Source organism: Ruegeria sp. CDSC051 (assembly GCF_059610665.1).
On record NZ_JBXWOC010000002.1, the window covers coordinates 183,532 to 206,544 of the forward strand.

General features: G+C 56.1%; 17 protein-coding genes. 4 read left to right on the plus strand and 13 right to left on the minus strand.

Annotated features, from left to right (window positions below):
• Nucleotides 1–71: 71 nt before the first annotated feature.
• From AC2FH0_RS06440 to AC2FH0_RS06500, 13 genes are all read right to left on the minus strand, one after another.
• Nucleotides 72–1,283 (minus strand): polysaccharide biosynthesis/export family protein, encoded by a 1,212-nt coding sequence (locus AC2FH0_RS06440; protein WP_496703153.1) that lies wholly within the window; start codon nucleotides 1,281–1,283, stop codon nucleotides 72–74.
• Nucleotides 1,280–2,557: an O-antigen ligase family protein gene (locus AC2FH0_RS06445; protein WP_496705153.1), complete on the minus strand. Its 1,278-nt coding sequence runs from the start codon at nucleotides 2,555–2,557 to the stop codon at nucleotides 1,280–1,282. The genes AC2FH0_RS06440 and AC2FH0_RS06445 overlap by 4 nt, the downstream gene beginning before the upstream one ends.
• Nucleotides 2,554–3,900, minus strand: a complete 1,347-nt coding sequence (locus AC2FH0_RS06450; RefSeq protein WP_142636192.1) for a lipopolysaccharide biosynthesis protein — start codon at nucleotides 3,898–3,900, stop codon at nucleotides 2,554–2,556. Before AC2FH0_RS06450 ends, AC2FH0_RS06445 begins: the two co-directional genes overlap by 4 nt.
• Nucleotides 3,901–4,073: 173 nt before the next feature.
• A complete protein-coding gene (locus AC2FH0_RS06455; protein WP_496701921.1) occupies nucleotides 4,074–5,930 on the minus strand; it encodes a GumC family protein in 1,857 nt (618 codons plus the stop codon).
• 290 nt (nucleotides 5,931–6,220) lie between these two features.
• A complete protein-coding gene (locus AC2FH0_RS06460) occupies nucleotides 6,221–7,786 on the minus strand; it encodes a carbamoyltransferase C-terminal domain-containing protein (protein ID WP_496691355.1) in 1,566 nt (521 codons plus the stop codon).
• A gap of 54 nt (nucleotides 7,787–7,840) precedes the next feature.
• Entirely contained in the window at nucleotides 7,841–9,163 is a 1,323-nt protein-coding gene (locus tag AC2FH0_RS06465) for an alginate O-acetyltransferase AlgX-related protein (RefSeq protein ID WP_496691356.1), read from the minus strand.
• Between the two features lie 605 nt (nucleotides 9,164–9,768).
• Entirely contained in the window at nucleotides 9,769–11,985 is a 2,217-nt protein-coding gene (locus AC2FH0_RS06470) for an NADP-dependent isocitrate dehydrogenase (protein WP_496691357.1), read from the minus strand.
• Between the two features lie 219 nt (nucleotides 11,986–12,204).
• Nucleotides 12,205–13,230: a trans-3-hydroxy-L-proline dehydratase gene (locus AC2FH0_RS06475; protein WP_496691358.1), complete on the minus strand. Its 1,026-nt coding sequence runs from the start codon at nucleotides 13,228–13,230 to the stop codon at nucleotides 12,205–12,207.
• 11 nt (nucleotides 13,231–13,241) lie between these two features.
• On the minus strand, nucleotides 13,242–14,480 hold the full coding sequence (locus AC2FH0_RS06480) for an NAD(P)/FAD-dependent oxidoreductase (RefSeq protein ID WP_496691359.1): 1,239 nt from the start codon (nucleotides 14,478–14,480) through the stop codon (nucleotides 13,242–13,244).
• Nucleotides 14,477–15,409, minus strand: a complete 933-nt coding sequence (locus AC2FH0_RS06485; RefSeq protein WP_281995061.1) for a 4-hydroxyproline epimerase — start codon at nucleotides 15,407–15,409, stop codon at nucleotides 14,477–14,479. Before AC2FH0_RS06485 ends, AC2FH0_RS06480 begins: the two co-directional genes overlap by 4 nt.
• Nucleotides 15,400–16,359, minus strand: a complete 960-nt coding sequence (locus tag AC2FH0_RS06490; protein WP_282021739.1) for a dihydrodipicolinate synthase family protein — start codon at nucleotides 16,357–16,359, stop codon at nucleotides 15,400–15,402. The genes AC2FH0_RS06485 and AC2FH0_RS06490 overlap by 10 nt, the downstream gene beginning before the upstream one ends.
• 159 nt (nucleotides 16,360–16,518) lie before the next feature.
• Entirely contained in the window at nucleotides 16,519–17,577 is a 1,059-nt protein-coding gene (locus AC2FH0_RS06495) for an ABC transporter ATP-binding protein (RefSeq protein ID WP_496788865.1), read from the minus strand.
• The gene (locus AC2FH0_RS06500) at nucleotides 17,574–18,380 is read right to left on the minus strand and encodes an IclR family transcriptional regulator (RefSeq protein ID WP_496691361.1); all 807 of its coding nucleotides are present in this window, start codon (nucleotides 18,378–18,380) and stop codon (nucleotides 17,574–17,576) included. The genes AC2FH0_RS06495 and AC2FH0_RS06500 overlap by 4 nt, the downstream gene beginning before the upstream one ends.
• A 140-nt stretch (nucleotides 18,381–18,520) precedes the next feature.
• Between AC2FH0_RS06500 and AC2FH0_RS06505 the strand changes: the two genes are divergently transcribed.
• The 4 genes from AC2FH0_RS06505 (at nucleotide 18,521) to AC2FH0_RS06520 (ending at nucleotide 23,011) form a co-directional block, all read left to right on the plus strand.
• Nucleotides 18,521–19,780, plus strand: a complete 1,260-nt coding sequence (locus AC2FH0_RS06505; RefSeq protein WP_142636170.1) for an ABC transporter substrate-binding protein — start codon at nucleotides 18,521–18,523, stop codon at nucleotides 19,778–19,780.
• A gap of 94 nt (nucleotides 19,781–19,874) precedes the next feature.
• Nucleotides 19,875–20,798, plus strand: a complete 924-nt coding sequence (locus AC2FH0_RS06510; RefSeq protein WP_496788866.1) for a carbohydrate ABC transporter permease — start codon at nucleotides 19,875–19,877, stop codon at nucleotides 20,796–20,798.
• 1 nt (nucleotide 20,799) lies between these two features.
• Nucleotides 20,800–21,648 carry a carbohydrate ABC transporter permease gene (locus tag AC2FH0_RS06515; protein ID WP_142636166.1) on the plus strand — a complete coding sequence of 283 codons (849 nt, stop codon included), beginning with the start codon at nucleotides 20,800–20,802 and terminating at the stop codon, nucleotides 21,646–21,648.
• Nucleotides 21,649–21,670: 22 nt separating this feature from the next.
• Complete coding sequence (locus tag AC2FH0_RS06520; RefSeq protein WP_496677199.1) at nucleotides 21,671–23,011, plus strand: alpha-glucosidase/alpha-galactosidase; 1,341 nt, start codon at nucleotides 21,671–21,673, stop codon at nucleotides 23,009–23,011.
• Nucleotides 23,012–23,013 lie beyond the last annotated feature (2 nt).

The following is a 23,013-nucleotide window of genomic DNA, read 5'->3' on the forward strand; positions in this document are numbered from 1 at the left end:
GCCTGCCGCCTTTTTGGCTCAGCGCCGGACATCAGAACCGAGCGCTAAACCATAAATCATTGAACTGAAATCTATTGTGTTTGCGTGACGAAGGTTCGAGAAACCGAAAGCGTATCCCCGGGGGACAAGACAGTGTCACCCGAAATCGCCGTTGCGGCTCCTCCGGCCGCGCGGGTGACCGAGTATTCGATCACGATCTCTTCGACCGCATCAACCTCTTCAACAACGCCAAGCGCTGCCAGCTCGGCCTGCAGGATTTTCGCGGTGCCCAGCCGGGTCTGCAAATCCTCGAGTTCGATCTGCACCAGATTCAGCCGCACCAGCGCATTCGAGCGCGCGGTATCAAGCAACTCCAGCTCATCGCGTTGCGCGCGGTTCAGCTGTTGCCGGGCCAAGCCCAAAGCGATCTCGATATCCACACTTTTGCTTTCCAGATCGTTCAGCGAGTTGGACAGAGATGACACGCGCGAACTGACCGTAAGACCCTTTTTCTGTAGTGCCAGAGCATCATCCAGATCTTTGCGCGTGATCCCGATCTGATTTGCGCGCAATTCCAGCTGCCGTTCGAGGCTATCGATCTGATCTTTGAGGGTTTCCTGTAATTGGATGATGCGTTCACCCTGCCCTTCCCGGGCCTGTTGATCCGCTTGCAGAATCTCCCCCTGCAGACCTTGCGGGGGTTCAATTTTGGCATCACCACCGTCCGGGGTTAGTGTTGACAGATCAGCCAGCAGTCGGCGTTGTTCGGCTTGCAGAGCTTCGATCTGTTCATTGTACAACTGAACTTCACCCTGAACCCGCAATCCGGTAAAGTTCGTTCCTACGTCATTTTGCAACGGCAACCGGTATTCCCCGCCCGCAAGCGCCATCGCCTGCTGCGCGGTCAGTTGTGGCCGATAGGGGTACGAGCCTGGAATCTGGACATCCCCCAATATGTATACAGGCAGATGGCCGATGACTTCGATCGCCAGATGAGGCGGTTCTGCCATCCCCACGCGAGTGCGCATCTGAGTTTCCAGCAGCAGTACCAGTTCTTCGGTCGTTCGCCCTTCAGCATGAACCTGGCCAGCCAGAGGCACCATCAGCATCCCTCCCGAAGAAAGCGCATATTCACCGGAAACGCCTTGCCAGTTCACAAAAGACGCAACCACCGGATCCCAACGCATCGCACGCAAATTTATCTTGTCCTGCGGTGCCAGAACATATTCCTCGGCCTGAAGCGCACCGATAAAACAAGCCGAAGCCGCGATCACAGAAAGCATCAGTTTTTGCAATAATTTCACGACATTCTCCTAAGTGTATTCGTTGGTCCTAACACCGGCAGGCGCGACACGCTAAGCGCAATGGCAAGGACAAAGGGTACGTTCCAGAACCGGGCATAAAAGGTCGTCGCTCCGGCAAGCAGCACGACATACATCAGCATGGCAACGATGGTCAGTGCCCCGACCGATGGCGAGCGGCCGACAGAAATGGCCATCCAGGCCAAGTATATGCTGGCCAAAATAAAGCCGACCATACCGAGCAGAGAAATCAAGCCACCTTCGGACAGAGTCAGCAAATAGGCCGAATGAACCACGATTCCCTGTTCGCTGGCCAGGCTGTACTGGTTTGCACCCAGCCCGATCAACAAAGTGCCACGGGATACCTCGAAAGCCTCTTGCAGCAGGAATAACCGGTCAGAGAACGTGCCCGCCTGGCTAATGTCACCTGCAAGAACGGCATTCAGAACTCGTTCGCGAAAGACCTCGGGCAAGAAAAGCTCACCAAAGTTCAGGACCACCAAAACCGCAATCAACGTGCCGACGATCAGGGTCACAACATGACGCGGGGACCCGCTGCTGAGGATAATGGCGACAGTCCCCACTATGGTCACGATCAGACCAGAATTCGAACCGGTCAGGATGACGCCGTAAAACAGGATTGGCAGCCCGATCAGCCCCCAGATGCGGCTGCTTTGCTTCTGCAGGATCAGGCTAAGCAGGAAAACGATGGCCATCGCCAGCATAAGCGCGCATTCATTTGCCCGCTCGACCAGCGAAAGCATCCGACCATTGGCGGATACAAACCGGTGTGTCGGGTCTTCCATGAAATTGATTGCATAGATGCCAAACAGCACAACAATGCCCATACCAATAATAAATGCCTTCATCAGCAGGACGATCTGATCAAAGCTTCGATTGCCGATCAGGATTGGCAGCACGATCAACGAAAAGAAGTACTGAACAAACACGGTCAGCAGCTCGGTCGGATCTCCGTTGATTAACGAACCTATGGTCAGGCCCCCTGTGAAAAACAGGAACGAACTGTACCAGAACCCGCTTGCGGGCCCGAATATCTTAACCGGCAGCTGGCCAGTTGCCAGCATGACAAACCCAGCCAGCACAAAGAAGAAATCCGAGAGGGTGAAATAGACGAAATCCACTCTGAGATAGTTCATCGGCGCCAGGGCTACAGCCGCCATCAGGAAATAGAGAGCTGCCATGTCCACGCTTGGCAAATAGCCGATTCCATTGGTCGGCTTGCCAAAGGAAACTGATTGGGCCGATGCAGGTCTCATGGGCGCACCTGCTCCTTTCCGTGTAATGCAGGGTTCAGCAATGTACGCCGCAAGTGTAACACACACAGCCCTAGCCAGACGGAATTACACAGCACATGCGCCACAGCGGCACCGACCACGCCCAAAACAGAAACCAACGGTGCAATGAGGATCAGAAACAAAATAGTGTTCAACAAACCGATCCGAACCAAAGCCCGGTCTTGCCCCAGGCTCAGCAGTGCAGGGTTCAGCAGTATCCCACCAAGATAAATACCTACCGCGATTGCCTGCACGCGCACGACCGGTACTGCGGGGGCATAATCCACGCCAAAAATCGCAGTAACGATCGGTTCCAGCATCAAGATCACTGGAATCAAGACAAGGGCAATTACCCCCCAGAACCCGGCGCTGAGACCCGTTAGCATTTTTTGCAAACGGTCAAATTCATTTCGGGCGGCAAACCGGGTGAACTCGGGATAGATCGCCTGGCTTAGCGGCCGTCCAAGACGCAGTGCAGCTTCGCCGCACCGTTTCGCGATATGGTAATATCCCACCATCGTCGGTGAAATCAGAACACCCAATATGATCACGTCCAGGCGCTGCGTGGTCTGACGCAAGATGACCGAGAGATTGCTGTTCCAAACAAAGCGCAGAAACCCGGAATTTTCACCCAGAGTTTGCTTTATTCCAAGCATCGGACGGCCATAGCCATTCCGCGACATTTCTCGCAGCCCCGCGGCAAAGGCCAGAACGCCGTCTAAAAGGCTGACAGCAACAAATATCGCGACAAAGCCAGGCAGCCCAAACCCCAGTTGCCAGGCAATTACCCCCAGCACCATCCGCACAGACGCTGCGAAAATATCCAGTTTGGCCAACAGATCGAACCGGTCGAAGGACCGCAACAAAGCCAGCCCGGTTGGCCTCAGCGAAACCAGAATTCCCAGCGATGCGACCGGCAGCACCCATGCAAGATCCTGATCCAGCCCCAGCCATCCGGCGATGATCGGTGCGAATGCGATCGCAGCGCCGGCGGCCAATACGCCCCCAACCACATCAATCAGGACCGACAGCCCGACAAGTCGGCGAAATCGTTCGCGGTCTTCTTCCTCCAGCGCAGTGCTTCCATATCTAATCACCGCCTGCCAGGGCTCAAGATGAAGGAACCGGGAAACGATCCGTGCATAGGCCTCGCCTATTGCCATTACCCCCAAGCCTGCAGCCCCAAGTGCGCGAGCGGCCACCGGCAGAAACACAAGGCCCAGCAAAGCGACTGCTATCTGAGAGGAAAAGATCCATTTCAGATTGCGCAGTAAACGCCGAAGCACAGCAGTCGGGATTGAGGTTGCGCCGGGCTGAGAGGTCATGTCTGATCCACCCGCCCGCCGCACAAACGACCGGCCAATTCCACCCCTTGGCGGCTGCCGGTCATTGGACCACGCCGCAAAAGCGTCGCGGGCGCTGTGCCCTCATATTCGCAAATAAAAACCAATACCCAATCACCAATCTAACAAATCCTACAAGGGTCTGCGAACCGTAATCAGCTGCTTTTCCCAGGCTCATCCGAGTAATGATATGTATAGGCACCATACCCATATTGCTTTTGCTTCCGCATGTTCACACCATTCATGATCGTACCGGAAATCTTGATATTGCTCATCCGCAGCTTTTCGATTGCATCCTTGAGAATTTTTTCGGTGGTCTGCCCCCAGCGCACCACCAGGAACGTACCATCGACAAGCGGCCCAAGTCGGATCGTGTCATCAATGACCAATGTCGGCGGTGTATCGACCAACACAAGATCGTACTGATTGCGCAACATGCGCCCGTATTCGCCAAGCTGCTGCATCAACTGTTTGCGGGATATTTTCGGACGCAGGTTCAGACTGATCGACGAAACCCCCGGTACCCTTTCACCATCGACATAAATCTGGCTGGGTTGCACGGCACCGCTCAGCGCGTCCTCGATCTCGACCGGGGCCGCCCCGGTAAGACCCAGTGTTTTTGAGGCACGGCAACGGTGGTTATCCATATCCAACAATAGAACGCGCATCCCATCTGTACCCGCCACTAGGGCCAGCGAAACCGCAACCACGGTCTTGCCTTCTCCAGGAACACCAGAGGTAACCATGACGATGCTGCCGTCATCATTTGTGTTAAACCACATCGTCAAAACACTGCGCAGCGCCTCGACATAGGGCGAGCGGCCCTGATCACGGATAAAGCGCAACAACTCCTGCTGACCATCCGTGTCCGAATCCATCACTGTATCCGGCAGGAAACCCAAATTGGTCAGATCGGTTTGCTGTTCGATCTGGTTTTCGTTGACGATCCTCGTGTTGCTGCCCTCCATCAACAGGGCGATCACAAATGCCAGAGAGAACCCGACAATCGCGCTGACTGCGACGGCGACTTTGGTATTCGGCCAGAATGCCGAAGTCGGCGCATGAGCAACCGAAACCTGCTGAACTGCCTGGCCAAGAAACTGTTGCTGGGTTTCAAAATCATTCAGTTTTTCAATCGTCGTCTGATACCGGATCCGAAGAAGCTCTAGCGCGCGTTCCATCCGCAGCAATGCTATTTCCGAACCGGTCCGGCTGCGTAATGCCTGTTCAACAACGGCAATCTGGTCAGCAATTTTGTTGACCTCTTCGCTGCTGGCTCCGTTGATCTCATGCACATCTTTTTGCGAGTTCAGCCGCGCAAGTTCCGACCGAAGCCTACCCGGCACGGATTCATCCGCCAGATTTTCTTCAAGAATAAAGGCCGCCATCTGAAGTTCGTCACGGGTCAGTTCGTCACCCAGTTCATTTACGCGGTCCTTAAGAAAAGAAATGGAAGATGAAAGACCTTGCTGCCGCCGCTGCTGCAGGCGAAGGATAAAGGTTTCTGCAACTGTATTGGCAATATCGGCTGCCAGCTGCGGGTCTTCTGCTGTTGAGATGATCTCAATCGCAAGGCTCTCTCCTTGCCGAAGTACGTTATATGTCGACAGTGTATTGTCGATTACACGATTGCGGATAACGGATGTGGATTGCGGATTTGCGGGGTTTTGCGCCCCGGCAAAAGCCTCATTCTCGAACAGGTCCAGCGCCAGGGCGACCTCTGCCGCAAACTCTCGTGACCGCAGGATGTCGATTTCGGTTTCAATCAAAGTGCGGGTCAGCTCGTAGGATTCAAGTTCGACACTGTCGGCGCGGACGCGCATATCCAGAGATGTGAGAACGATTTCGGCGCGGGATTTGTATCTTGGGTCCAGTTGATTGACGACCATAAACGTGCCGACGATCACAGCTGCGGTCACTCCGAGGATCAACTTCAGATGACGGTAAATCATCCGCCATATGCCATCCAGACGCTGCTGGCCAAATTGGTTTGCGATATGGTTTTGATCCATTCTCTATCGTCCCTTGTAGCGACCAAGATCACCGTCGCCTGAAATACAAATCTTTGATGCTGCGCCCATGTTCGAACGAATTCTTATCCTAATGATTGGACAGCTTGGCCATTTTTCCGAGTTTTCTTGTCGTTATTTGCTCAATGTTTCCACACAAGAGACAATAGGCCGGAATCCTTGCTGTTGCAGAAGCTAAGAGGCGGCGTCTTTCAAAGTTTTGCAGACCTGATTCATACGACAAAGTACTTAACCTCCAAAAGTGCGGCGACACCGCAAGCGCGCCAATATTACTAGTTAAACCTGTAAAACGTGTTTCCTGCGACAAAGCCGTCCAGCTTTGCCGATCTTGCATAGTGATGCAGATCACTGGTTTTGTTTATGAACCCCGCTCCGCGAAAGTTCAGTGACGTATTGCACAATACACCCGTGCCCGAAGCCGACTTGAATGCGTTCAGCAGGTCGTAAAAGAAAGCATTCTGATCCCGGCGGACTGTTTGGACCCTTGCTGTCCCGTCTACATGCGTGATCGCGGCCAGGTTCTGATTGGTCACCTTCTGCAGATGCAACATATAAGGCGCGGAGTTTTCCCACTCAAAATGCTGGCTGACATCTTCCTCAAGGCAGGATGGGGCCACGGGGCTTGTATCCGGCCGGTTTTTAGCCCTGTTCAGGCGCACGCGGGTTTCGGCCCAGAACGGGGCCGCCAGAATCGAGCGGTTGCCCAATGCGCGCGGACCGATTTCACAGTTCCCTCTGGCCCAACCGATGAGCTCACCGGACATCAACGCATCCGCGACATCGTTCAGACGCAGCTCGCTGACCCGCATGCCGCTACTGTCGATTTTATCATCCACAAAGGACTGTCCGGAATAAACCGTCCAATCCAGCTTTGCCTGGCCCGTATAGTGGCGCATGGCATCAACCGCAGTTCCTATGGCGCAGCCGGAATCACTGCTGCAAGGCGGTACAAATACATCTCGGAACAAGCCGCAATTCTGCCACTTGGTGTTCCAATCGCAGTTCAATCCACATCCGCCAGCAATCACCAGCGGATAGCCCTCTGTCAGGTTCTGTTCGGCAAAGGCAAGGAACCGTGAAAAAATCGCATCCGAGAGTTTCTGTGCAAGATTACTGAACTGCTGGCTGTGCATTCCGACGTTGAAAAACGGGGAATCGGTCAGACGGTCCTTGCGTAGAATCTCGGCCAATGGCTGATCTGACAAAAGATAGTCTATCAGCGCATGTTCATCCGCGTCATGTGAACCGGGCTCTGCATAGGCACATGCCGCCATCATCCTCCCGGGGTCTTCACGCCGTTGTTCACGCGAAAGCACGGGATAATCGGGATCAACCAGTGCGCTCAGGAACGAATATCGGGCACCGGGCCCGGTCATCACCCGACCGACATGAGACAGCTTTAGATCTTCATCAATCTTGTAGAAATCGCCAAGCGTGTCTTCCCAAACCAACACATAACAAGGTTCACCTTGACGAAACGGAGACATCCCATAAGCGCCCCAGATATGTGCCCTTTCATGGGTCGATGAGAAATAGTCGATCTCTTTGCCAAAAAACGTCCGTTTCCCCACGGTCTGAGCATCTTCGCCAGTGCCGAAATACCCTGCCCCCGAGGTCGTCACATGTTGTGTTCCGGTCGTTGACCAGCCGCTAAGGGCCAGGATATCAGGCAAGTCCCGGAACCACAGGCCAGAGTCGATAAATGTATCCGGTGTGACTGACGTGTTGCGGGGAAAACTGTCTTTCTCGGATTCATAGGAAAACAGCAGGTTACCGTTTTGGGCATCAATACCCGCAACCGTACCGTCGTGACCCGACTTGAATGACAAAATCTTCATTTCACACCTCTTTACCGCGCTTGTTGCGCGGTCCTGGCAAAACACACCAATTCGTTACTGTTCTATCAAATTGCGTTGGCGCAGCCCCTCTGTAATTGCCCGAGCGGCCAGTTCTGCGCCTGCTTCGTTGAAATGAGAATCCGGCGCATAATACGATGCCGGATCCTCTTGCATTTCGATAACATCCGTTAAGTCTATCACGTCCAGCCCAGCCTGCGCAGCCGCATCTTTCACCAATACTCGCAGCGGGTCGTGGATAAAGGGCTGGGCGACCAGACCCATATAGCGGCTGACCGTCGGAACATACACAATGGCAATCTCACCATCCCATTCTGATGTAATCTGTTTTGCCCGCATCAGAACATCGGTAAATACCGGATTTTCATCAGTTGCCTTGGGATAGTGAATCCCAAGGATCTCGGCCGTTTTCTGCAATGCCAGAAAGTTTCTGAACACCCGTTGCGCCCGCAGGTAATCGCCCCAGGATAAAGTAGTCTCTGCCCACCATCCGGATATCACCGGTGCGGTTAATTCCGACTGGTCCGGATGCTCGATTGGGCCAAAATCTACAGCCGGGTCTAGTGCTGCGCTCAACCATGGCTTCTCAAGCTCTCGTTCCAGATTGCGCCAGTCATTGCCCGCAAAGAAAGAGAAAAGCGTGAGGTCGGGCTGGAACTCTGGCCCGTACCGGCCCAAAACCGCCAGTTGATACAGCGGGCCAATGCCCCTGTGGCCGGTGTTAAGCAGGTTCGGCATGCCCTGACGCAGCTTATCCGCCAGATGCTCACCCTCTCTCAGGCAGAACCCCTCGGAAAACGAGTCACCCAGCAGCATCACACTCACATCGTTTTCATAGACCGATGGTGGATTGCGAAACCCCAGACGATCCGGCGTGTAGGTCACCGGCTCGCCCAACACCGAGCACAATAGCATCTTGTCACCCGGCATGGGGGCCAGATACGCAGTTTCGAGCAGTTGTGTATCCAGCGCATCGTTTACATGTTTCATTGTCCTGCCCGGAGGCAAGTTTTCCTTGTATTCTTCGACGCTTACCTCATCGCCGACAAATCCGACTAGCCCTAGGCGTCCGGGGATTATTTTGATGGTCAGATAGGCCTCAAATGCAAACAGAGCCGCCAAAAGCGATACCGCGCTCAAACCAACAGTCAGCCTGGCTTCGTTCGACAAGAAGGCCGCGCACAAGGCCAGGGCCAGCCCAATCGCGCCCGGAGCCAGTATGTATCGGATCAACCGCGCTGTTCCATTGGCAAATTCCGCTGAATTTACCAGTGCATATGCGACGACCCCAAAGAAATAGAGAGCGGCGACCAGACATAGGATTGACCCGAAACGCGAACTGCGGGTTTTTTCAGTCATTCCATCTGGTCCCTTTCGACCGATATCGACATTTGCCGTCATTAACGGCGAAACCGGGCGAATTCAGTTGAACCGATTTGCGTATCATCGGCAAGCTTTTCTGCGGCGGCCTGAAACGCGCAGGAAGCAGACGCATCGCCTGACCCTCTAGAATATGAAAAACGCTCAAAAACAACAGGATAAATACACACAGCACACAACACTCGAATACAAAACAAAACCAGATTTTTTTACCACCGTTATGCCGAAAAGCAAATCACCCGCTCTTTCAACGCCTAGTGGGCGCACGGCGCTATCACATTGCACGCATAATCCGTCCTTGTACGGCCTATTGTTCCCGAATTCAGTACGGCGACATAGTCCTTTCCGTCGCCGGAGGACAATGATTTTGGCGGGTGTATCGTCAGCGGCACAGCAGACGGATGAATATACGGGAAACCCCTAATATCCAGCCAGCAGGGTTTTGTTACAGTTAACGCAACTACACCGGAGAGGCTTCGGCCTCCCCACTCGCTCAAAAAGGGACTGACTTTGGGGGTCGGTCCCTTTTTTTAGTTTTTACGTCAGGTTCAGAACCCTGCCCAAATCAGGACAGGGCACCTGGATTACCCGTCAATGATACCATTGAGTGTCGCGCTCGGGCGCATGACTGCTGCAGTCTTGGTCGGGTTGGTGTGATAGTAACCACCCAGATCTGCCGCTGCCCCTTGTGCGTTGGCCAGTTCGGATAGGATCTGCTGTTCTTTCGCGGCCAACTCTGCAGCAATCGGCGCGAACTCGGCGGCCAGATCAGCATCATCGGATTGCGCGGCCAGCGCCTCGGCCCAATAGCGCGCGAACCAGTAGTGGCTGTCACGGTTATCCGGCTGCCCGACTTTGCGGCTGGGCGACTTGTTGTTGTCCAGAATGCCCTGTGTTGCGGCCTCGGCAGCGGCTCCAAGAACTCCGGCTTTGGCGTTGCCTTTGCTGTCGGCTAGGAAATTCAAAGACTCGCCAAGCGCGCAGAACTCACCCATCGAGTCCCAGCGCAGGTGGTTTTCCTCAACCAACTGCTGCACGTGTTTCGGGGCAGAGCCACCCGCGCCGGTTTCGAACAATCCGCCGCCCTGCATCAGCTTGACGATCGACAGCATCTTGGCCGAGGTGCCCAACTCAAGGATCGGGAACAGGTCGGTCAGATAGTCACGCAGCACGTTGCCGGTGATGGCGATGCTGTCGTTACCGGCGGTGATGGTCTCCAACGACTGGCGGGTCGCCTCACGCGGTGCCAGGATTTGGAACTTGTCCGCCACGCCAGCAGCTTCCAGTGCGGGTTGGACGGATTTGATCAGTTCGGCATCATGGGCTCGGTTTGCGTCCAGCCAGAAGATCGCCTCGGACCCGGTCAGACGCTGACGGTCCATCGCCAGTTGAATCCAGTTCTCAATCGGAGCCTTCTTCACGGTGCAGGCACGCCAGATGTCGCCCTTTTCAACCGCATGCTCGTGCAACGTCTCACCATTGGCCAGCACGATGCGAATGGTCCCATTCGCAGGCGACTGGAATGTTGTCGGGTGGCTGCCGTATTCTTCGGCTTTCTGTGCCATGAGACCCACATTGGCCACAGCTCCGACGGTGGCTGGGTTCAGCGCGCCATTGGCTTTGAAGAATTTGACGGATTCATCATAAATAGACGCATAGCAGCGGTCGGGGATCACACAGTTGGTGTCACCCTTGGACCCGGTTTCGTCCCAACCCTTGCCACCAGCACGGATCACGGCAGGCATCGAGGCGTCGATGATCACATCAGACGGCACGTGCAGGTTGGTGATACCCTTGTCGCTGTCAACCATATACATGGACGGGCGGTCGCCCTTGATCGCGTCAATGGCGGCCATGATATCGGCGTTGCCTGCAACCCGCTCCAGCAGATCGCCCAGACCCGAGTTCGGGTTCACACCCAGCGCATCCAGTTCAGCGCCATAGGCCTCGAATACCGGGGCAAGCCACGCCTTAACCGCATAGCCGAAGATGATCGGGTCGCTGACCTTCATCATTGTGGCCTTCAGGTGAAGCGAGAACATGGTGCCATCTTTTTTGGTGTCTTCGATGGCCTCGGCCAGGAAAGACGACAGCGCATTGACGGACATGAAGGTCGCATCGGCAACGGTGCCCTCGGCCAGCGGCCAGCCGTCTTTCAGAACCGTAGTACTGCCGTCTTGTCCGACAAATTCGATTTTGGCGTCACCGGCTTGCGCCGCAGTGATGGTGGCCGATTTCTCGTTCGCGTAGAAATCATTGCCGGACATGGACGAGACTTTAGTCTTGCTGTCCGCGGCCCATGTACCCATCGAATGCGGGTTCTTCTGGGCATAATTCTTGACGGCGCGCGCGGCGCGACGGTCGCTGTTACCTTCGCGCAGAACCGGGTTCACAGCCGAACCCTTGATAGCATCATACCGCGTGCGGATCGCTTTTTCTTCGTCAGTCGCAGGTTCTTCGGGATAGCTCGGGATGTCATAACCCTGTGCTTGCAACTCTTCGACGGCGGCCACCAGCTGCGGCACCGAGGCCGAGATGTTGGGCAGCTTGATCACATTGGCATCGGGTGTCTTCACCAACTCACCCAATGCGGCCAGATCATCGGTGATGCGCTGCGCATCTGTCAGCTTTTCGGGGAAGGTCGAAATAATCCGCCCAGCAAGTGAAATATCCTTGGTTCCGACGCTGACACCGGCGGCGGATGCAAACTTTCGAATGATGGGTAGGAATGAGGCGCTGGCCAGCTCGGGCGCTTCGTCTACAATGGTATACAATATGTCGAAGTTCGATTTATCTGCCATATTCTTTTACCTTTTTAAGCCTTTCGGGGCGTGCGATCCAAGAGTTGGGGCCACGTCGATGTGGCACTTAAGGGACGTTACAAGACTGCCGTCCCGGGATGACTCTGTATTGACAGGGCCTCCCTTAAATGACGTTTGCCTTGGGATCAATCGCCAGAGACCGCGCATTTTGACACGGTTTGCGGAAAATCATCCAAACTGCTTACCAATGGGCAAAATTCAGACGCCCCAAGTATCGCTGAGCTTATATCCGCCCGGCCAGGGATCGTCCGGGTCAAGCATGTGTTGATGTGTACCGGTAATCCATCCGCGGCCACTGATCTCGGGAATGATCGCGGCACGCCCCCCGATCGTTGTGGCCTCGACGATCTGTCCGGTGAAAGACGAGCCTATGATCGAAACCGCCTGGAAAGTTCGCCCGACCGCCATTTCTCCCTTGGCGGCCATCAAAGCCATACGGGCAGAAACTGCGGTACCGGTAGGGGACCGATCAACTTTGCCCGGCTGGATCGCCACAGCGGATTTTCCGCGCAGGCCATTTGCGACCCGCTCGGTCGGGCCACAAAAAGCGCAGAATGAAATGTGATTCCAGTCCGGGTTTTCGGGATGCGTAAACCCAATTTGTTCGTTGGCCGCATTGGTGATCGCTACACCCAGCCGCGCAATGTCACGCGCTTCGTCTTGTACAATGTCGAACCCAAGCGCCGCTGCATCGACGACCACGAAACTGTCGCCCCCATAGGCCGTGTCCACGGTCAGGGTACCAAGGCCCGGCACCTCTAGCGGAACGGAGATCCGGTCTGCAAAGCTGGGCAGGTTCTGCACAAATATGCGCTCAGCCTTTCCATTCCGGCATTCGGCGCGCACCGAGACCAGCCCGCCCGGTGCCTCAAGCGTCAGATGTGTAACCGGTTCCTGCATCGGAATGATCCCGCTATCCAGCAGCACGGTGGCCACACAGATCGAGTTTGAACCAGACATGGGCGGTGTGTCTTCGGGCTCCATGATAATGAAGCCTGCATCTGCTTGCGGATGTTTTGGTGGTACCAACAGGTTTACATGATGAAATACACCCCCGCGCGGTTCATTCAGGACAAAGTTGCGCAAGGACTGGTCACGCGCGATGAACGACCGCTGCTCCCATAAGGTATCACCGGGTGGCGGAAGAACACCGCCAACGATGACATCTCCGACCTCGCCTTCGGCATGGGCGGAGATCACGTGGAGAGTTTTGATACTGCGCACGACCCCCTCCCTCAGAACCGGCCAGCAGCAAAAGGGGCTGGCGGAATCGGGGGGGCCTGACGGTCAACCATGGCCCCAACAAGTTCGGCCGTGCCTGCGGATTGGGTCAGCCCAAGATGCCCATGGCCGAACGCATAGAACACGCCAGACGCATTTGGAGAAACACCGATGACCGGGATGCTGTCAGGCATCGACGGTCGGAACCCCATCCATTGCGTGCCTCCTTCGGTCTTGAGGCCGGGTAGAAACTCTTCGGCTTTGTGCAATAACGTGTCGGCTCGTTTGAAATTGGGGGCGAGGTTCAGACCGCCCAACTCGACCGCGCCGCCGATCCTGACGCCATTGTTGATCCGGCTGGCAACGAACCCATGCCGCGAAAAGGACAGGTGCATCCGCAGATCAAATGCACCTTCGGGCAGGGTCGTGTTGTATCCTCGCTCGGTTTCAAGCGGGAACCGGTCACCAAGAGTTCTAGCGATGTGATGAGACCATGCGCCAGCAGCCACGACCACTTTCGCCGCGTCCACGGGCCCTTCCGCCGTTTCAAGGCGCATGCCACTTTGCTGTGGCACCAACGCCTGAATATCGCGCCGCTCGATCCGACCTTGCCGGCTTTGAAAGGTCTGGGCAAGGCGCTCGACCCATTTCTTGGGATCAACGGTATTCAACCAGTTGGGCGTAAATCCCGCATGAGTGAACCGAGGGCTGAGGCCCGGCTGTTTTTCGGCGATCGCCTGAGGGCTTTCCAGCAATTCAAAGTCGATACCATGCTGGCGGCGCACCTCCCAGGCGGGCAGGCTTGCGCGGTATTCGGCCTCGGATTCATAGAGCTGCATCTGACCGTCGCGCTGCATCATCGCCTCGCCGTCAACCGCTGGGATCAACCGTTCAAGCGCGGCGCTGGACACTTTCATGAGGCTGGCCTGAGCGGCCAACAGCTCGGCATAGCGACCGGGCTGGCTCGCGCGCCAGAAACGGTACATCCAGGGCGCAATCTGCAATGCATATGCAGGCGGGATCGACAACGGCCCCAACGGGTCCAGCAGCCACTTCGGTGCCTTTTTCATGATGCCGGGCGTTGCCAGAGGCTCAACCTCGGAAAAAGCAAAGGCCCCGGCATTTCCGGCCGAGGTCTGCGCGGCGACGCCTTCCTTGTCCAGGACCAACACGGCATGACCCCGGCGCTGTAGTTCCAGCGCAATGGTCATGCCAATCACACCAGCTCCGATGACGACGATCTGCTGGGTCATACCTCAATCCCCGAACGGAATGGATCAGCCGCTTCAAAAATCAACCGCGACTCCGCCATGACATAGGCCTGCCCGGTGATCGAGGGGATAACACCGCCATTGGACCCAGCCTGATAGGACAAGCGATAGGTGCTGCCGATCACACTTTGCTGGACGATTTCCTGCCCCGGGGCCAATAGACCCTCAGCGGCCAGACAGGCCAGCCGAGCAGAGCTGCCGGTGCCACAGGGCGACCGGTCGTAATTGTCATCCGGGCACAGAACAAAGTTGCGGCTGTGAATCGCTTGCTCGGGCGATGCGTCCTGAAAGATTACATGATCAATCGGTTCACCCTGCTCGCCCCCAACCCCCTGCGCGATCGAGGCTTTGCGGATAGCAACGGCCCTATCGGTCAGTTCCCGAATATTGGCCGGAATAACGGAAAGCGGGCTTGGATCGACGATAAAGAACCAGTTTCCACCATAGGCCACATCCCCTGCAACCTCACCGAAACCGGGCACATGAAGTGAAATGTCGCTGTGAACGCGGCGGCTTTCGATATTCGTGACCGTGACAGTATTGGCATCGTGCAGTTCGACCGTGACAACTCCGGCTGGCGTTTCGATCCGATGTATTCCAACATCGATCCGACCAAGATGCGCCAGCGTCACGGTCAGGCCAATGGTTCCGTGGCCGCACATTCCCAAAACAGCATCGACATCAAAATAGATCACGCCGGTGACACAGGTTGGATCAACCGGTTCCACCAACAAGGCCGCGACCATGGCCGGTTGTCCGCGCGGTTCAAGCATGACCGAACGATAGAAATCCCTGTATTCGGTGTCCAGCCGCCGGGCGCGTTCAGCCAGAGGGCCAGAGCCCAGATCTGGTGCACCATCGAGGATGACCCGGGTCGGTTCTCCTCCGGTGTGGCTGTCGATCACATGCATTCTGCGATCACCCCACCTTGTTTCAACCAATCGGCGAACCAAGCCCCAAACAACGCGTATTGCTGTTCGCAATAATTCCGCTGTGCATCTGTCAGGGCGTCAGTTTCATTGAAATGCAGGCGGTATTCCTCTTCCCCGTTCAACACCAGAAGATGCTTGTAATACAGCACAAGATCCGGGCCCTCATCAAAACTGGACAGCACCTGAATGGCCTCGGTCAGTTCTTGCGCCCGTGATCGGGCTTCGGCATCGCCCCGCGCGGCCTTTTGAGAAAGCGCAGCCAACAGCAACGCCTCACGTGGGAGGGCCGTTCCGATCCCGGTGATCGACCCGGTTGCCCCACAGTTGACGAAACCGTGGTAAACCTCGGTGTCCACACCCACCATCAACGTCACATCATCATCCTGACTGGTGATGTTTTCCGCTGCATAGCGCAGATCGTCCTTGCCTCCGAATTCCTTGAACCCAATGAGGTTAGGGTGTTCGGCACGCAGGGCAAAGAACAGATCAGCCTTTGTTGCGAAACCATAGTATGGGCTGTTGTAGATAATTGCCGGCACGTCCGGCGCAGCAGACAGGATTGCCTTGAAATGGTTCTTTTGCGCAGTTGATGAGCTCCCTCGGGACAGAACCCGGGGAATGACCATCAACCCGACAGCGCCGACCTTTTGCGCATGTGCTGCGTGGGCCTCGGCGGATTTGGTGTTGATTGCCCCGGTTCCGACCACAACCGGCAACCCGGCATCCACCAGACGTTCCACCCCTTCCATGCGCTGTGCATCCGTCAAAAGCGGCCAGTCGCCCATGGATCCGCAATAGACGACCGCAGACATGCCTGCGTCGATCATTTGCTTGCCCTTGCGAACAAGTGCGTCGAAATCCGGCTGCCGATCCGCCGAGCAAGGGGTCATGAGCGCGGGCATCGTACCGCTAAATACATTGGTCGACATACGGTGCTATCCTCTAGTTACAGGAGTCCAGATAGGCGTCATGCGCCCGTTTGCACGCGATAACGGATATTGGATACAAAATCCATATATAATTCGACGCAAAAAACCCGCGTTGGACCTTTCGTCTGACGCGGGTGTTTTTGACTGTCTAAACGGCGATTATCTCAACCGCAGACCGGTTTCAGGATCAAACAGCATGGTGCGTTCCGGGCGGATCGAAATACCGATGCGTGTACCCTGCTTACAGCGCTCGTCTTCGCGCTCTTCAACGATAAGCTTGTCGCCATTCGATGTCAGCAAATAGGAATAGCTGACGCCGCCAAGCGCCTCGGTCAGATCAACGGTGCAGGTATCGCCCGACCGATCAACCTGAATATGTTCCGGGCGGATACCCAGCGTGACCCGAGACAGACCCAAAGGAACCGATGCTGGGACAGGCAGAGGCTGAGTGATCGCCGGATGAGTCACCTGACCATCAACGATGTCGCAATCCAGAAAATTCATGGCAGGCGAGCCAATGAACCCTGCTACAAACTTGTTATCTGGATCCCGATACAGATCCATCGGCGCACCAACCTGTTCGATCCGACCATCGCGCAGCACCACGATCTTATCGGCCATGGTCATCGCCTCGACCTGATCGTGAGTCACATAGATCATGGTCGCGCCAATTTCATTGTGAAGCCGGGCAATTTCCACACGCATCTCAACGCGCAATTCGGCGTCCAGGTTGGACAGAGGTTCATCGAACAGAAACACCTCGGGGCCGCGCACAATCGCACGCCCGATGGCAACGCGTTGGCGCTGACCACCCGACAGGGCCTTGGGTTTGCGCTTCAGGTACTGGTCCAGCTTCAGGATACCCGAGGCTTCCTGAACCTTCCTGTCGATCTCGGCTTTGGCCACGCCGTTCATCCGCAGGCCAAACCCCATATTCTCGGCCACAGTCATATGCGGGTACAGGGCATAGGTCTGGAACACCATCGCCACGCCCCGTTTCGCAGGGTCCTGATGTGTCACCTCGCGCGCGCCGATATGAATTTGGCCTTCGGTCGTTTCCTCAAGCCCTGCGATCATCCGCAACAAAGTGGATTTTCCACATCCCGATGGGCCGACAAAGACACAGAATTCACCATCCTCAATTTCGAGGTCGATACCGTGTATCACCTGCGTCTGGCCGTAACGTTTGATCGTTTGGTTCAGAGTTACTCCGGTCATGTCGCTTGTATCCTGTCCTTCTGGCCATCGGGGCGTGTTTCAGGGAACCGCCAGGCCTGAGCTTCGGCCGCGATTTGTTCGGCCACCCGGCGCACGCGGGGAATCCAAGCCTCGAGCTGGTCGAAATTCATCCGCTCGGTCGAGCCGGTCACCGATATTGCACCCAGCATCCGCCCGCCCGGCGTTCGGATCGGGCAGGCAACACAAATGATCCCCGTCTCGTGTTCTTCATCGTCCAGGGCGTAGCCCCGGCTGTGGATCAGCTCTAGATCGGACCGCAGCGCAGCTTCCGAGGCCAAGGTCTTATCCGTAAACCGGTGAAAGCTTTGCTGTGAGATCACCTTGTTCAGCTCAGCCTCGTCCAGAAAGGCCATCATCGCCTTGCCCACACCTGTACAATAGGCCGGTCCGACCTTGCCCGCCTGTGAATACATCTCAACCGGCTGGGCAGCATTGCGCTTATCGACATACAGAACCTGACCAGAATCAAGCTGCGCCAGATGCACAGTCTCGCCCGTTTCACCGCTGAGCGTATCAAGAAACGGCCTTGCGATCGGCGCCAGTGAGCTTTGCGTCCACGCCGCATGGGCCAGCCGAACCAGCCTCAAACCCGGCGCATAGGTCTGCCTATCCGGGTCATAGGACAACATCCCCTGATTGGTAAGGGATTGCAGAAACCGATACAGCGTTGCTTTGGGAAAGCGGCTGCTTTCCAGCAGTTCCGCAAAGCGAATTGGCCGCTGAAACGCGGCCACCTGATCCAGCACGTCACATGCTTTCCCTATCGTTCCATCACCTGCCACGGGCGCTCTGTCTCCTCCGATTAACCTGCGGCCGCAGCCACGAGGGTCTTGACAAGACTAACCGAGTCGATGTGTAGTTTTCAACATATAAAACTAAGTTCCAATATATGGAACTAAAATGGAAGCTAAGGGAGGAAACCATGCATTCCATCTACAAGCGCACCACGGCCGCGCTGGCCATGAGCGTTGCACTTGCTGTTCCCGCCTCTGCCGAGCTTACCGGCGAATTGCGGATATTCCTGGACACATCGAACCCGGCACCCCGGGCCACGATGGAAGCAATGATCGACAGATTTCAGCAACAGCATCCGGATTTGGCCATCGAGACAACGGTGATCGACCGCGAGGCCTACAAAACCCAGATCCGCAACTTCTTGACTGCGGATACGCCGGATGTCGCCACGTGGTACGCGGCGAATCGGATGAAACCCTATGTCGAGGCTGGCCTGTTCGAAGACGTCTCGGACCTGTGGGCGGAACCTGCGATTGCGGACAATCTGGCCTCAACCAAAGGTGCGATGACGATCGACGGCAAACAATGGGGCGTGCCCTACACCTACTATCAGTGGGGCGTTTATTATCGCAAAGACATCTTTGACGAGCTGGGCCTGACCGAGCCCGCAACCTGGGAAGAAGAGCTGGCGAATTGCCAGAAGATCGTCGATTCAGGTCGCGCCTGCTATACGATCGGCACCAAGTTCCTGTGGACTGCCGGTGGCTGGTTCGACTACCTGAACATGCGCACCAACGGCTATGACTTCCACAACCAGCTGGCCAATGGTGAAATCAGCTGGGAGGATGACCGGGTCAAGCAGACCTTCGCCAACTGGAAACAGCTGATCGATATGGGTGCCTTCATCGACAATCACCAGACCTATAGCTGGCAAGAAGCTCTGCCCTTCATGGTCAACGGTGATGCGGCGGCTTATCTGATGGGCAACTTCGCCGTGGCGCCACTGCGTGAGGCGGGCCTGAGTGATGACCAGCTGGACTTCTACCAGTTTGTTGCCATCAACCCCGATGTCGAACTGGCCGAAGATGCACCGACCGACACGTTCCACATCCCGTCAAACGCGGCAAACAAAGAAGCCGCCCGTGAATTCCTGCGCTTCGTTGTGTCTGCGGATGAACAGACCGAGATCAACAATGGCTCGAATCTCGGCCAGTTGCCGGTCAATGCTCAGTCCTCGGTAGATGCCGACAAGTTCCTGCAGCAGGGCTTTACCATGCTGTCGTCAAACAGCCCGGGCGGAGTCGCCCAGTTCTGGGACCGCGACGCACCGGCAGAAATGGCCAAGGCGTCGATGGAAGGCTTCCAGGAATTCATGGTCAAGCCAGACAATGCGGACAAAATCCTGGCCAAACTCGAACGGGCGCGTCAGCGCATCTACGACAACTGAACCGGTCAGGATTGGCAAAGCCCATCCTGAGCCATGACCTGCGTAAGGCGGGTATCAACCCGCCTTACTCCGCCTACCAGAACCGGGGACGCCCATGACCGCCGTCGATACCCACCAACAGGAAAGCTGGTTCCACCGAAACCAACAGCGCATCGCGCCCTGGTTATTTTTGGCCCCGGGCCTGTTGTTCTTTATGGTCTATGTGATCATTCCGGTCTTTCAGTCCTTCAACCTGTCGCTTTACGAATGGGACGGCCTGGGGGCTGCCGAATATGTCGGATTTCGCAATTATGAAGACCTGTACTGGGAATGGTCGGATCGGGACGCCTTTTACATCTCGCTCAAAAACAACCTGATCTGGTTGCTGCTCTATCTGGCGGCGATTCCGGCGGGTCTGTTCATTGCGCTGTTCCTGAACCAGACGGTCTGGGGCATCCGCCTGTATAAATCCCTGTTTTTCTTCCCCTTCGTGATTTCTCAGGTAGTTGTTGGCCTAGTGTTCACATGGTTCTATGACCCCACATTCGGCCTGTTGAACGAATTCCTCGGATTCTTTGGCATGGGCCCGGTGAACGTGCTGGGCGACGAGCGTTTCGTCACCTATGGCATCATCTTTGCTGGCCTCTGGCCACAAACCGCCTATTGCATGATCCTGTACCTGACCGGCCTCAACGCTGTGGACCCCGAACAGATCGAAGCCGGGCGGCTGGACGGTGCCAAGAGCTGGCGGATGTTGTGGCATATCATCCTGCCGCAACTCCGCCCTGCCACCTTCATTGCCTTTGTCGTCACCATCATTGGTGCGCTTCGCAGCTTTGACCTGATCTCAATCATGACACAGGGCGGTCCGTTCGGATCATCGCGCGTGCTGGCCTATTACATGTTCGAGGTCGCCTTGTCCGAATACGGATTCCGCATGGGATATGGCGCGGCTATCGCGGTGATCCTGTTCCTGATCATGCTGTGTTTCATCGGTTATTTCCTGTGGTCAATGTACCGCGAAGAAAGGGGGCACTGAGATGTTTCCCAAGCCAATCGAAAAACAACCTCGTGCAGCGCAGATCACCTATCAGGCGTTGCTGCCGCTGGCCTTGCTTTTGTGGCTCGGGCCTTTGCTGGCCGTCGCCCTGTTCTCGGTCAAACCCGCCGCGGATTTCACCAATGCCAACTACTGGGGGATGCCGTCCAGCTTTGAGGGCGCATTCAACTATGGGCAGGTGTTTTTCAATTCGGATATGCCGCGCTATCTGATGAATTCCTTCCTGATCACCGTTCCCACGGTCATCGGGTGCGTCGCGCTCAGCAGCATGACGGGGTTTGCACTCGGCATCTACAAATTCAAATCGAACCTTTGGATCTTCTTCCTGTTCGTAGCGGGCAATTTCGTGCCTTTCCAAATCCTCATGGTGCCCGTGCGCGACCTAACGCTGGACCTGGGCCTGTACAACACCAAGACCGGGCTGGTCTTGTTTCACATCGCGTTCCAGACCGGGTTTTGCACCCTGTTCATGCGGAATTTCATCCGCGCCCTGCCCTTTGAACTGATCGAGGCGGCGCGGGTCGAAGGGATCAGTGAATGGCGTATCTTCTGGTACGTGGTGCTGCCGCTGATGAAGCCCGCCATTGCGGCGCTCAGTGTGCTGATCTTTACCTTCATCTGGAACGACTATTTCTGGGCTGTAGTGCTGACGCAAGGTGCTGAGAGCCAGCCTGTAACCGCAGGGATCACCAGCTTTAACGCGCAGTTCCGCGCCGCCTATCAGCTGATGAGTGCCGGTTCCATTGTCGCGGCGCTGCCGCCGGTTGCTATGTTCTTCCTGATGCAGAAACATTTTATCGCGGGCCTGACACTCGGTGCCGTAAAATAACATCAAGCTAAAGGTTTGCCTGATGACCAAAATCACTTTTATCGGGGCCGGTTCCACGATCTTCATGCGCAATATCGTGGGCGATGCCCTTTTGACCCCCGCCCTGGCCGACAGCCATTTTGCCTTGATGGATATCGACACACAGCGCCTGGCTGAGAGCGAATCCGTGGCCCGCGCCATGGTGCGCTCGGTCGGCACGGGGGCCACCATAACCACCCATACCGATCGACGCGCCGCATTGGAGGGGGCGGATTTCGTGATTACCGCCTTTCAGATCGGCGGGTATGACCCCTGTACAGTGACTGATTTCGAGATCCCCAAGCAATATGGCCTGCGTCAAACCATCGCCGATACGCTGGGCGTGGGCGGAATCATGCGCGGGTTACGCACCGTTCCGGTTCTGTGGGACGTGGCGCAGGACATGATGCAGCTCTGCCCCAACGCGACGCTGTTGCAATATGTGAACCCGATGGCGATCAACACCTGGGCTTTGGCCGAACGGTTTCCGACATTGAAACATGTCGGACTGTGCCATTCGGTGCAAAACACGGTCGAGGAACTGGCCCATGATCTGGAGCTGCCCAAGCAGGAGTTTCGCTATAAGGTCGCAGGCGTCAACCATGTGGCTTTCTTCCTCAAGCTCGAGCATCAGGGCCGCGATCTCTATCCTGCGCTCCGACAGGGATATGCCGGTGGACAACTGCCGAAACCGCCCCTATTGATGCCACGCTGCCCCAACAAGGTCCGATACGAAGTGATGGATCATCTGGGCTATTTCTGCACCGAAAGCTCGGAACATCTGGCCGAATATGTGCCCTGGTTCATCAAAGACGGGCGCGAAGATCTGATCGAACAGTTCTCGATCCCGCTGGATGAGTATCCCACCCGTTGCGTGGAACAGGTCGAGGACTGGAAGGAACAGGCAAAAACCCTGACCGACGGGCGGGCGGTAGAGGTATGTCGCAGCCACGAATTCGCGGCGGATCTGATGAACGCCATCGTGACCAATACGCCCTACACCGCCTATGGCAACCTGCCCAATACCGGCCAGATCCCACAGTTGCCCTTGGGGGCCGCCGTAGAAACACCGTGTCTGGTGGACAGCAACGGGGTGCAACCCTCGGTCGTGACCGACATCCCACCGCAGCTGATTGCGCTGATGCGCACCCAGATCAACGTGCAGGAACTGACCGTGCGGGCGCTGACCGACCAGAACCCCGAATACATATACCACGCCGCCATGATGGACCCACATACCGCCGCCGAGCTTGACCTGCGACAGATCCGCAATCTGGTCAGCGATCTTTTGATCGCGCATGCGGATTGGTTGCCAGGCTGGTGCAAACCGGCCAAAGCGGCATGACC